Origin of the sequence: Streptomyces sp. SID1328, from assembly GCF_009865595.1 — a bacterium.
In the GTDB taxonomy this organism is placed as follows: Bacteria; Actinomycetota; Actinomycetes; order Streptomycetales; family Streptomycetaceae; genus Streptomyces; species Streptomyces griseoluteus.
Window position 1 is genome coordinate 1 of the sequence record NZ_WWKH01000356.1, and the last position, 12,142, is coordinate 12,142.

11 protein-coding genes are annotated in these 12,142 nt (G+C 70.2%); 9 read left to right on the forward strand and 2 right to left on the reverse strand.

Annotated elements, in window-relative coordinates; all coding sequences use genetic code 11:
* From GT030_RS10505 to nuoN, 8 genes are all read left to right on the forward strand, one after another.
* A partial coding sequence (locus GT030_RS10505; RefSeq protein ID WP_161200861.1) for a molybdopterin-dependent oxidoreductase occupies positions 1 to 888 on the forward strand: 888 nt, incomplete at its 5' end.
* Positions 885 to 2,246, forward strand: a complete 1,362-nt coding sequence (gene nuoH / locus GT030_RS10510; protein WP_161200862.1) for an NADH-quinone oxidoreductase subunit NuoH — start codon at positions 885 to 887, stop codon at positions 2,244 to 2,246. The genes GT030_RS10505 and nuoH, both read left to right, overlap by 4 nt.
* The gene (gene nuoI / locus GT030_RS10515; RefSeq protein WP_161200863.1) at positions 2,239 to 2,844 is read left to right on the forward strand and encodes an NADH-quinone oxidoreductase subunit NuoI; all 606 of its coding nucleotides are present in this window, start codon (positions 2,239 to 2,241) and stop codon (positions 2,842 to 2,844) included. Before nuoH ends, nuoI begins: the two co-directional genes overlap by 8 nt.
* Positions 2,841 to 3,683 (forward strand): NADH-quinone oxidoreductase subunit J, encoded by an 843-nt coding sequence (locus GT030_RS10520; RefSeq protein WP_161200864.1) that lies wholly within the window; start codon positions 2,841 to 2,843, stop codon positions 3,681 to 3,683. Before nuoI ends, GT030_RS10520 begins: the two co-directional genes overlap by 4 nt.
* Entirely contained in the window at positions 3,680 to 3,979 is a 300-nt protein-coding gene (gene nuoK / locus GT030_RS10525) for an NADH-quinone oxidoreductase subunit NuoK (protein WP_030742982.1), read from the forward strand. The genes GT030_RS10520 and nuoK overlap by 4 nt, the downstream gene beginning before the upstream one ends.
* A gap of 15 nt (positions 3,980 to 3,994) precedes the next feature.
* Entirely contained in the window at positions 3,995 to 5,941 is a 1,947-nt protein-coding gene (gene nuoL / locus GT030_RS10530) for an NADH-quinone oxidoreductase subunit L (RefSeq protein ID WP_161200865.1), read from the forward strand.
* A gap of 5 nt (positions 5,942 to 5,946) precedes the next feature.
* Complete coding sequence (locus GT030_RS10535) at positions 5,947 to 7,518, forward strand: NADH-quinone oxidoreductase subunit M (protein WP_161200866.1); 1,572 nt, start codon at positions 5,947 to 5,949, stop codon at positions 7,516 to 7,518.
* Positions 7,515 to 9,164 carry an NADH-quinone oxidoreductase subunit NuoN gene (gene nuoN, locus GT030_RS10540; protein WP_161200867.1) on the forward strand — a complete coding sequence of 550 codons (1,650 nt, stop codon included), beginning with the start codon at positions 7,515 to 7,517 and terminating at the stop codon, positions 9,162 to 9,164. The genes GT030_RS10535 and nuoN overlap by 4 nt, the downstream gene beginning before the upstream one ends.
* Before the next feature lie 66 nt (positions 9,165 to 9,230).
* On the opposite strand, the gene GT030_RS10545 is transcribed toward nuoN, so the two are convergent.
* Positions 9,231 to 9,401: a hypothetical protein gene (locus GT030_RS10545; protein ID WP_202459934.1), complete on the reverse strand. Its 171-nt coding sequence runs from the start codon at positions 9,399 to 9,401 to the stop codon at positions 9,231 to 9,233.
* Between the two features lie 248 nt (positions 9,402 to 9,649).
* Here GT030_RS10545 and recQ point away from each other — a divergent pair, with 248 nt between their 5' ends.
* The gene (gene recQ / locus GT030_RS10550; RefSeq protein WP_161200868.1) at positions 9,650 to 11,632 is read left to right on the forward strand and encodes a DNA helicase RecQ; all 1,983 of its coding nucleotides are present in this window, start codon (positions 9,650 to 9,652) and stop codon (positions 11,630 to 11,632) included.
* A 10-nt stretch (positions 11,633 to 11,642) separates the two neighbouring features.
* On the opposite strand, the gene GT030_RS10555 is transcribed toward recQ, so the two are convergent.
* Positions 11,643 to 12,142, reverse strand: a 500-nt coding sequence (locus GT030_RS10555; protein ID WP_161200869.1) for a M56 family metallopeptidase, incomplete at its 5' end; no start/stop codon positions are given.

A 12,142-nucleotide genomic window follows, 5' to 3' on the forward strand; every position in this document is an offset into this window, starting at 1 on the left:
GGCCGTCCGGCCACGGACCCGCGCGCGCGGGAGGAGGTCGCCGCCGCCTGGGGGCTGGCCGAACTCCCCGCCCGCTACGGCCGTGACACCCAGCAGATCGTGGAGGCCGCCGCCACCGGCGAGCTGTCCGCGCTCCTCGTCGCCGGGGTGGAGGTCGCCGACCTGCCCGACCCGGCACGCGCGCGTGAGGCGCTCGACAGCGTCGGCTTCCTGGTCTCGCTGGAGCTGCGGCCCAGCGAGGTCACCGAGCGCGCCGACGTCGTGCTGCCGGTCGCGGCGGTGGTCGAGAAGACGGGCACCTTCCTCAACTGGGAAGGCCGGGTCCGCTTCTTCGAGGCCGCGCTCAAGCCCGACCAGATGACCCGCCGGCTCGCCCCGGCCGACGCCCGCGTCCTGCAGATGCTGGCCGACGCCATGGACGTCCACCTGGGCCTGCCGGACCTGCGCACCACCCGAGCGGAGATCGACCGGCTCGGCGGCTGGACCGGGGGCACCGCCACCGATCCGGCGCACAGCGGGGCCGTACTGCCCCGCCCGGCCGCCGGGGAGGCCGTGCTCGCCGGGCACCGGCTCCTGCTCGACCTCGGCGTCCTCCAGCAGGGCGACGAGGCGCTGGCCGGCACCCGGCACGCCGCCCACGCGCGCGTGTCCGCGGCGACGGCCGCCGAGGCGGGCGTGAAGGACGGCGACGCGCTCGCCGTCACCGGCCCCGCCGGGACGACCGCGTTCCCGTTGGAGATCACGGAGATGCCCGACCGGGTGGTCTGGCTCCCGCTGGACTCGGCCGGCCGGGGCGTCGCCTCCGACACCGGGGCCCGGCCCGGCTCCCTCGTCCGTATCGGCCCGGCGGTGCACGCCGACGAGGCCCCCAAGGAGGTACGAGGATGAGCCCGTTCCTCGCCGCTGAAGACCTCTCGCTGTTCGGCCGCGACCCGTGGTGGCTGGTGGTCGTCAAGGCGGTGTTCTGCTTCGCGTTCCTGATGCTGACGGTGCTGCTGTCCATCGTCTGGGAGCGCAAGGTCGTCGCCTGGATGCAGCTGCGCATCGGCCCCAACCGGCACGGCCCCTGGGGCATGCTCCAGTCGCTCGCCGACGGCGTGAAGCTGATGCTCAAGGAAGACGTCGTCGTCAAGCGCGCGGACAAGGTGATCTACGTCCTCGCGCCGATCGTCGCCGCCATCCCGGCCTGCATGGCGATCGCGGTCATCCCGTTCGGTCCGGCCGGCAACGAGATCTCGATCTTCGGCCACCGCACCACGATGCAGCTCACCGACCTGCCGATCGCGATGCTGTACATCCTGGCCGTCGCCTCGGTCGGCATCTACGGCATCGTGCTGGCCGGCTGGAGCAGCGGCTCGACCTACCCGCTCCTGGGCGGTCTGCGCTCCTGCGCGCAGATGATCTCGTACGAGATCGCCATGGGCGCCGCGTTCGCCTCGGTGTTCCTCTACTCGGGTTCGATGTCGACCTCCACCATCGTGGAACAGCAGCACGACCGCTGGTACATCCTGCTGCTGCCGGTCTCCTTCATCCTCTACGTGATCACGATGGTGGGCGAGACCAACCGCGCCCCCTTCGACATGCCGGAGTCCGAGGGCGACCTGGTCGGCGGCTTCAACACCGAGTACTCGTCGATCAAGTTCGCGCTGTTCATGCTCGCCGAGTACATGAACATGGTGACGGTGTCGGCGGTGACGGCCACCCTCTTCCTCGGCGGCTGGCGGGCCCCCTGGCCCATCAGCACCTTCTGGGAGGGCGCCAACCACGGCTGGTGGCCGATGCTCTGGTTCGTCATCAAGGTCCAGCTCCTGCTGTTCTTCTTCATCTGGCTGCGCGGCACGCTCCCCCGCGTCCGCTACGACCAGCTCATGAAGCTCGGCTGGAAGGTCCTGATCCCGGTCTCGGTGGTCTGGCTGATGCTGGTGGCGACCGTGCGGGTGCTGCGCAACGAGAACTACGACTTCGCCGACATCGCGCTCTACGTCGGCGGCGGTGTGCTCGCCCTGCTGCTGATCTCCTTCGTCGCCGACATGTTCCGCGACAAGGCCAAGGCCGCCGAACAGCCGGCCCAGCAGCCCGCGTTCGATCCGCTGGCGGGCGGCTTCCCCGTACCGCCGCTGCCCGGACAGCAGTTGCCCGCGGTGCCCAGGCGCCGTCCGCGCCAGGAGCGGGAGCTGATTGTCAGTGGTGGAGTGGACACTGTCAGTGACGGAACTTCGGATGGAAAGGAGGCGTCCGATGGCTGAGGAGCCCAAGGAGACCGCACCCGGTTTCCAGAACCCCGTGGCCGGCTTCGCCGTGACCTTCAAGGCCATGTTCAAGAAGCGGCTGACCGAGCAGTACCCGGAGCAGAAGAAGACCACCGCTCCCCGCTTCCACGGACGGCACCAGCTCAACCGCCATCCGGACGGCCTGGAGAAGTGCGTCGGCTGCGAGCTGTGCGCCTGGGCCTGCCCCGCCGACGCCATCTATGTCGAGGGCGCCGACAACACCGACGAGGAGCGCTACTCGCCGGGTGAGCGGTACGGCCGCGTCTACCAGATCAACTACGCCCGCTGCATCCTGTGCGGCCTGTGCATCGAGGCGTGCCCCACCCGCGCGCTGACGATGACCAACGAGTTCGAGCTGGCGGACTCCAGCCGGGCCAACCTCATCTACACCAAGGAGCAGTTGCTCGCCGGTCTGGACGAGGGCATGGTCGACTCCCCGCACGCGATCTTCCCCGGTACCGACGAACAGGACTACTACCGGGGCCTGGTGACCGAGGCCGCCCCCGGCACGGTCCGCCAAGTGGCCACCTCCAAGGGCGAGAAGCCCGAACCCGAAGAGGAGGTGGAGGCATGAGCACACAGCTCGCCGCTTATACGACCTCCACCGGTGAAGCGGTCCAGTTCTGGATTCTCGGCAGCGTCGCCGTGATCGGCGCCCTGTGCACCGTCCTCATGCGGCGCGCGGTGCACAGCGCGCTCTGTCTCGCCGGGACCATGATCGTCCTGGCGGTGTTCTACCTCGCCAACGGCGCCTATTTCCTGGGGATCGTGCAGATCGTCGTCTACACCGGCGCGATCATGATGCTCTTCCTCTTCGTGGTGATGCTCGTCGGCGTGACGGCCGCGGACTCGCTGAAGGAGACCATCAGGGGCCAGCGCTGGCTGGCCCTGCTCTGCGGGCTCGGCTTCGGCGTCCTGCTGCTGGGCGGCATCGCCAACGCCTCGCTCACCCAGTTCAACGGCACCGGCCAGGCCAACGCCGGCGGCAACGTGGAGGGCCTGGCGACCCTCATCTTCACCAAGTACGTCTTCGCCTTCGAGCTGACCGGCGCCCTGCTGATCACCGCCGCGATCGGCGCCATGGTGCTCACCCACCGCGAGCGCACCGAACGGGCCAAGACCCAGCGCGAGCTGGCGGCCGAGCGGGTCCGCGAGGGCAAGCACGTACCGCCGCTGCCCGCCCCCGGCGTCTACGCCCGGCACAACGCGGTGGACATCGCGGGCCTGCTGCCCGACGGCACCCCCGCCGAGCTGAGCGTCAGCCGCACGCTGCGCGAACGCGGTCAGATCCGGGACGTCTCCGCCCAGGCCCTCGGCGACCTCAAGGCGCTGGAACGGCGCGCGGAGGAACGCCTGGAGCGCACGGAGAACACCCCGGCCACCTTCAAGCGGACGGAGGACGCGGCGCAGTGAACCCCGTCAACTACCTCTATCTCGCGGCCCTGTTGTTCACCATCGGCGCCACCGGCGTGCTGATCCGGCGGAACGCGATCGTGGTGTTCATGTGCGTGGAGCTGATGCTCAACGCCTGCAACCTCGCCTTCGTCACCTTCTCCCGGATGCACGGCAACCTCGACGGCCAGATCATCGCGTTCTTCACGATGGTCGTCGCCGCCGCGGAGGTCGTGGTGGGCCTGGCGATCATCGTGTCGCTGTTCCGCACCCGCCACTCGGCCTCGGTCGACGACGCCAGCCTGATGAAGCTGTAAGGGGTCGGAAGAATCGTGGAGAACCTGATCGCGCTGCTCATCGCGGCGCCCCTGCTCGGAGCCGTCGTGCTCCTGCTCGGCGGCCGGCGTCTCGACGCCGTCGGCCACTGGGTCGGCACCCTGCTGTCGACCGCCTCCTTCGTCATCGGCCTGGTCCTGTTCGCCGGGCTGCTCGGCAAGGACGCCGAACACCGCACCTGGACCCAGCACCTGTGGAGCTGGATCCCGGTCGGCGGCTTCCAGGCCGACGTCACGCTGCGGCTCGACCAGCTGTCGATGACGTTCGTGCTGCTGATCACCGGGGTCGGCTCGCTGATCCACCTCTACTCCATCGGGTACATGGAGCACGACGAGCGGCGCCGCCGCTTCTTCGGCTACCTCAACCTGTTCCTCGCGGCGATGCTCCTGCTGGTCCTCGCCGACAACTACCTGCTGCTGTACGTCGGCTGGGAGGGCGTGGGCCTCGCCTCCTACCTGCTGATCGGCTTCTGGCAGCACAAGCCCAGCGCCGCGACCGCCGCGAAGAAGGCGTTCCTGGTCAACCGGGTCGGCGACATGGGCCTGTCCATCGCCATCATGCTGATGTTCACCACCTTCGGCACCTTCGCCTTCGGCCCGGTGCTGGAGCACGCGGGCGACGCGTCCGAGGGCCGGCTCACCGCGATCGGCCTGATGCTGCTGCTCGCCGCGTGCGGCAAGTCCGCCCAGGTGCCGCTCCAGTCCTGGCTCGGGGACGCGATGGAGGGCCCGACCCCGGTCTCGGCCCTGATCCACGCGGCCACCATGGTCACGGCGGGCGTCTACCTCATCGTCCGCTCCGCCGCGATCTTCAACGGCGCGCCGGACGCGCAGCTCGTGGTCACCGTCGTCGGCGGGGTCACGCTGCTGTTCGGTGCGATCGTCGGTTGCGCCAAGGACGACATCAAGAAGGCGCTGGCCGGCTCGACCATGTCGCAGATCGGCTACATGGTCCTCGCGGCCGGGCTCGGCCCGATCGGGTACGTCTTCGCGATCATGCACCTGGTCACCCACGGCTTCTTCAAGGCCGGGCTGTTCCTCGGCGCCGGTTCGGTGATGCACGGCATGAACGACGAGGTCGACATGCGCAAGTACGGCGGCCTGCGGAAGTACATGCCGATCACCTTCGTCACCTTCGGCCTCGGCTACCTCGCGATCATCGGCTTCCCGGGTCTGTCCGGCTTCTTCTCCAAGGACAAGATCATCGAGGCGGCCTTCGCCAAGGGCGGCACCGAGGGCTGGATTCTGGGCGGGGTGGCCCTGCTGGGCGCGGCGATCACCGCTTTCTACATGACCCGCGTGATGCTGATGACGTTCTTCGGCGAACCCCGCTGGAAGAACCAGCCGACCCGGTCCCCGCAGGCCCCGAGCGCCGAGCCCGCCGCCGAGCACCAGGGCGCGCACGGTGAGCCGCACCCGCACGAGTCCCCGCGGACCATGACGATCCCGATGATCGTGCTGGCCGTCGGCTCGGTGGCCGGCGGTGCCTTCTTCGATGTGGGCGACCGCTTCCTGCACTGGCTCGAGCCGGTCACCGGGCACAGCGAGGGTCACTCCCCGCTGAGCGCGCTCACCGTCACCGGCGCCACCATGGTCTGCCTGGTCGTCGGCGTCGGCCTGGCCTGGGCGCAGTACGGCCGCAAGCCCGTACCCGTACTCGCCCCGCGCGGCTCCGTGCTCACCCGCGCCGCCCGGCGCGACCTGTACCAGGACGACTTCAACCATGTCGTGCTGGTGCGCGGCGGCGAGCATCTGACGCGCTCGCTGGTCTATGTCGACCACACCCTGGTCGACGGTGTCGTCAACGGCTCGGCGGCCGGTTTCGGCGGCCTGTCCGGGCGGCTGCGCCGTGTCCAGAACGGCTTCGCCCGCTCCTACGCGGTCTCGATGTTCGGCGGCGCGGCCCTCCTGGTCGCCGCGACGCTGCTGATGAGGGCGGTCTGATACCGATGTCCTTTCCTCTGCTGACAGCGACAGCCGCGCTCCCGGCGCTCGGTGCGGTGGCCACGGCCGCCGTGCCGGCCCGGCAGCGCACCGCCGCCAAGTGGCTGGCCCTGCTGGTCACCCTGGCCACGCTCGCGCTGGCGATCGTCGTCCTGGTCCGCTTCGACCCGGACGGCGCCCGCTACCAGCTCACCGAGTCCCACTCCTGGATCAGGGACTTCGGGGTGCGCTACGAACTGGGCGTGGACGGCATCGCGGTGGCCCTGATCGGGCTGACCGCGCTGCTGATGCCGTTCATCGTGCTGGCGGGCTGGCACGACGCCGACCCCCTGGAGACGGGCAGCAGGCGGTGGCGGCCCACGCAGGGCTTCTTCGCGCTGATCCTGGCCGTCGAGGCGATGGTGATCATCTCCTTCGAGGCGACCGACGTCTTCGTCTTCTACATCTTCTTCGAAGCCATGCTGATCCCGATGTACTTCCTCATCGGCGGCTTCGGGGACCGGGCCCACAGCCAGGGCGAGGAGGCCGCGTCCACCCAGCGGTCGTACGCGGCGGTGAAGTTCCTCCTCTACAACCTGGCCGGCGGTCTGATCATGCTGGCCGCGGTGATCGGGCTGTACGTGGTCGCCGGGAGCTTCAGCCTCCAGGAGATCGTCCAGGCGCGGGCCGACGGCTCGCTGACCATGGCGACGAGCACCGAACGCTGGCTGTTCCTCGGCTTCTTCTTCGCCTTCGCGGTGAAGGCCCCGCTGTGGCCGCTGCACACCTGGCTGCCCAACGCCATGCAGGAGTCCACCGCGCCGGTCGCGGTGCTCATCACGGCGGTGGTCGACAAGGTCGGCACCTTCGCCATGCTCCGCTTCTGCCTCCAGCTCTTCCCGGAGGCGTCGAAGTGGGCGACGCCGGTGATCCTCGTCCTCGCCCTGATCAGCATCGTCTACGGGGCACTGCTCGCGGTCGGCCAGCGGGACATCAAGCGGCTGGTGGCCTACGCGTCGATCTCGCACTTCGGCTTCATCGTGATGGGCATCTTCGCCATGACGACTCAGGGCCAGTCCGGCGCGACCCTCTACATGGTCAACCACGGCATCTCGACGGCCGCGCTGATGCTGGTCGCGGGCTTCCTGATCTCCCGGCGCGGCTCCCGGCTCATCGCGGACTACGGCGGCGTGCAGAAGGTCGCGCCGGTACTCGCCGGCACCTTCCTGATCGGCGGCCTCGCGACCCTGTCGCTGCCCGGACTGGCGCCGTTCGTCAGCGAGTTCCTGGTGCTGGTCGGCACGTTCAGCCGGTACCCGGTGATCGGGATCATCGCCACGGCCGGCATCGTGCTGGCCGCGCTGTACACGCTGGTGCTGTACCAGCGCACGATGACCGGCCCGGTGAAGCCGGAGGTCTCGGCGATGCCCGACCTGAGGGTGCGTGAGGTGCTGGTGGTCGCGCCGCTGATCGTGCTGCTGGTCTTCCTCGGTGTCTACCCGAAGCCGCTGACCAGCATCGTCGACCCGGCGGTCAAGCAGACCATGTCCGATGTCCAGCAGAAGGACCCCAAGCCCGCGGTGGAGGCGGCCAAGTGAGCGCAGCAGCCGTCCACAGCCTGTGGACAACGGCGGCCGATCCGATCTCGAAGATCGACGCGCCGAAGATCGAATACGGACAATTGTCGCCGACGCTGATCGTCCTCGGCGCCGCCCTCATCGGGGTGCTCGTCGAGGCGTTCGTGCCGCGCCGCTCCCGCTACTACGCCCAGGTGTTCGTCTCCGCCGTGGCGCTGTGCGCCGCCTTCGCGGCGGTCGTCGCGCTCGCGGCGGGCGGGTACGGCACCACCAAGGCGCACATCGCGGCCATGGGCGCGATCGCGGTGGACGGCCCGGCGCTGTTCCTCGAGGGCACGATCCTGCTGGCCGCGCTGGTCGGCCTGTTCACCTTCGCGGAGCGGCGCCTCGACCCGGCGGCGCACGGCAACCGGGTCGACTCCTTCGCGGCGCAGGCCGCCTCCGTACCGGGCGGTGAGGGTGAACAGGCGGCGGTGAAGGCCGGGTTCACCACCACCGAGGTGTTCCCGCTGCTGCTCTTCGCGGTCGCGGGCATGCTGGTCTTCCCCGCGGCGAACGACCTGCTGACGCTGTTCGTCGCCCTGGAGGTGCTCTCCCTCCCGCTGTACCTGCTGTGCGCGCTGGCCCGCCGCAAGCGGCTGATGTCGCAGGAGGCCGCGGTCAAGTACTTCCTGCTGGGCGCGTTCGCCTCGGCGTTCACCCTGTTCGGCATCGCCCTGCTGTACGGCTACGCGGGCTCGGTGTCCTACGCGCGCATCGCGCAGGTCGTGGACGGCACGGTCAGCGGGGTCGACCCGGCGCTCGCGGACACCATGGGCAACGACGCGCTGCTGCTGACCGGCATGGCGCTGCTGGTGATGGGCCTGCTGTTCAAGGTGGGCGCGGTGCCGTTCCACATGTGGACCCCGGACGTGTACCAGGGCGCCCCGACCCCGGTGACCGGCTTCATGGCGGCCGCGACCAAGGTGGCCGCGTTCGGCGCGCTGCTGCGGCTGCTGTACGTGGTGCTGCCGGGACTGCGCTGGGACTGGCGGCCGGTGATGTGGGGCGTGGCGATCGTCACCATGCTGGCCGGTGCGATCGTCGCGATCACCCAGACCGACATCAAGCGGCTGCTGGCGTACTCGTCCATCGCGCACGCGGGCTTCATCCTCGCCGGTGTGATCGCGACGACGGAGGACGGGGTCTCGGCGGTCCTCTTCTACCTCGCCGGGTACTCCTTCGTGACGATCGGCGCCTTCGCCGTGGTCACCCTGGTCCGCGACGCGGGCGGCGAGGCGACGCACCTCTCCCAGTGGGCCGGCCTCGGCCGCCGCTCACCCCTGGTCGCCGCGGTCTTCGCTGTCTTCCTGCTCGCCTTCGCCGGCATCCCGCTGACCAGCGGCTTCGCGGGGAAGTTCGCGGTCTTCCGGGCGGCGGCGGAGGGCGGCGCGGCTCCCCTGGTCGTGGTCGGCGTCATCTCCTCGGCCATCGCCGCCTTCTTCTACATCCGCGTCATCGTCCTCATGTTCTTCAGCGACCCCCAGCCCAACGGCCCCACGGTCGCGGTCCCCTCCCCCCTGACCATGACCGCCATCGCGGTGGGCGTGGCGGTGACGGTGGTCCTGGGCGTGGCGCCCCAGTACTTCCTGGACCTCGCGGGGCAGGCGGGGGTGTTCGTCCGCTGAATCGACACGACGGCCCGGCACTCCGCAGTTTCGGGGGCCGGGCCGTCGTGCGTGTGCGAGCGGTGGCTACTCGGCGGTGTCCCGGCGGGTCTTGATCCTGGTGAGGTCCAAGCCGATGGGGAACGGCGCCCCGACCTTCATCCGATCCCGGAAGACGCCCACGCCGGTGTACGTACCAGTGGTCGGCTCCGGCTCGAAGGCGTGGATCAGTGCGGACGCCTTCGGTGCGACGCTCATCACTGCTCCCATGGGACGGAGTCTCGCCGGAGCATCCAGACCATCGACGGGAACGGGCAGGTCTCCCGCCAACGTGTGAACTATGGCTGTGTTCCGGACAGAGCGTTCAGGCATATGCCCCGAGGCATGCACATCCGAGATCCTGTGGATAACTCCCGGGGCTGTCGGCGGGGGCGCCTATGGTGGAGGCGGTGGTCGAGGGACGGCGCACGGGGCATGGCGATGAGTGGGACAGGTGGATCAGCGAGATGACGACGGTGACCGAGGAGCCGGGCGCGGACCGCAGTGAGGCGCTTGGCGCGCTGCACCGGGTGTTCGGGTACGACGCGTTCCGGGGGGAACAGGAAGCGATCATCGAGCATGTGGTGGCCGGCGGGGACGCGCTGGTGCTCATGCCGACCGGTGGCGGCAAGTCGCTGTGTTATCAGATTCCGGCGCTGGTCAGGCCGGGTACCGGTGTCGTGGTCTCGCCGCTGATCGCGCTCATGCAGGACCAGGTGGACGCGCTGCGCGCACTCGGCGTGCGGGCGGGGTTCATCAACTCCACGCAGGACTTCGACGAGCGCCGGACGGTGGAGGCCGAGTTCCTCGCCGGTGAGCTGGACCTGCTCTACCTGGCCCCGGAGCGGCTGCGCGTGGACGCCACGCTCGACCTGCTCTCCCGCGGCAAGATCTCCGTCTTCGCCATCGACGAGGCGCACTGCGTCTCCCAGTGGGGCCACGACTTCCGCCCGGACTACCTGAACCTCTCGCTGCTCGGCCAGCGCTGGCCGGACGTGCCCCGGATCGCCCTGACCGCCACGGCCACCCGCGCCACCCACCAGGAGATCACCCAGCGGCTGAACCTCCCAGAGGCCCGCCACTTCGTCGCCAGCTTCGACCGCCCCAACATCCAGTACCGCATCGTCCCCAAGGCCGACCCCAAAAAGCAGCTCCTCGCCTTCCTCCGCGAGGAGCACGCGGGCGACGCCGGCATCGTCTACTGCCTCTCCCGCAACTCCGTCGAGCGCACCGCCGAGTTCCTCACCGCCAACGGCATCGCGGCCGTCCCGTACCACGCGGGCCTGGACGCGGCCACGCGCGCCCGCCACCAGTCCCGGTTCCTGCGCGAGGAGGGCCTGGTGGTCGTCGCCACCATCGCCTTCGGCATGGGCATCGACAAGCCCGACGTCCGCTTCGTCGCCCACCTCGACCTGCCGAAGTCCATCGAGGGCTACTACCAGGAGACCGGCCGCGCGGGCCGTGACGGACTGCTCTCCACGGCCTGGATGGCGTACGGCCTCAACGACGTCGTGCAGCAGCGCAAGCTGATCCAGTCCGGTGAGGGCGACGAGGCGTTCCGCCGCCGCGCCGCCTCCCACCTGGACGCGATGCTCGCCCTGTGCGAGACCGTCCGGTGCCGCCGGGGCCAGCTCCTCGCCTACTTCGGCCAGGACGCCACGGAGGAGGGCTGCGGCAACTGCGACACCTGCCTCACCCCGCCGGAGACCTGGGACGGCACGGTGGCCGCGCAGAAGGTGCTCTCCACCGTGGTCCGCCTCCAGCGCGAGCGCGGTCAGAAGTTCGGCACCGTGCAGATCGTGGACATCCTGCTCGGCAAGCGCACCGCCAAGGTGATCCAGTTCGACCACGACCAGCTCTCCGTCTTCGGTATCGGCGACGACCTCGCCGAGGGCGAATGGCGGGGTGTGGTCCGGCAGTTGCTCGCCCAGGGGTTGCTGGCCGTCGAGGGGGAGTACGGCACGCTGGTGCTCACCGAGGCCAGCGGTGAGGTGCTGCGCCGGGAGCGCGAGGTGCCGCTGCGCAAGGAGCCCAAGCGCCCGACCACCGGCCGGGCAACCGGCCGGGGCGACCGCAAGGGCAGGACGGCGGCGGCCGAACTGCCCGCCGAGCTGGTCCCCGTCTTCGAGGCCCTGCGCGCCTGGCGCGCGGAGCAGGCGAAGGAGCAGGGCGTCCCGGCGTACGTCATCTTCCACGACGCCACCCTCCGCGAGATCGCCACCAGTCACCCCCGCTCGGTGGCCGAGCTGGGCACGCTGAACGGGGTCGGCGAGAAGAAGCTCGCCACGTACGGGGAGGGGGTCCTCGCGGTGCTGGAGGCCCAGTCCGCCCCGGCCGGCGCACAGGAGGCGGCACCGAAGGTCCCGGCCTCCGCCGCCATTCCGGCTCCCGCCGCCGATTCCCCGGACCTCCACTGGCCCGAGGGCGAGGAGGAGCCCGACTGGTCCTGACCGGCAGGGCTTACGCCAGCGCCGTCAGCCCCGGCGCGAACGTGATCAGCAGCGGCAGCAACGGCACCAGCGCCGCCAGCGCCGTGGTCAGCGCCCGGTGCCCGCGCGGCAGCCGGGGCGGCGGCTCCAGCAGCCGGTCGACCCGCTCCCCGAGCAGCCGTCGGCTGGAGGCGCAGGACAGCACGCCCCGGTGCTGGTTCAGCTCGATCAGCGCCAGCGCGGTGGTGACGTGCCCGCAGCGCCGCGAGGCGGTGTCGTCGGCGGCCAGTTCCACCAGCCGGTGGGTCTGGTCGCAGAAGTGCGCGAAGAGCGGGATGCGCGGAAAGCCCGTGGCGAGCGCGCTGGACAGATGCAGCAGCCAGTCGTGGTGGGCGCGGGCGTGCCCCCGCTCATGGGTGAGCACCGCGTCTACCTGATGTCCGGTGAGCCGGTGCAACGCGCCCGTGGTCACCACCAGTTGGGCCGGATGGCCGGGCATCCACCAGGCGTCCGGGTACTCGTCCTCCAGCA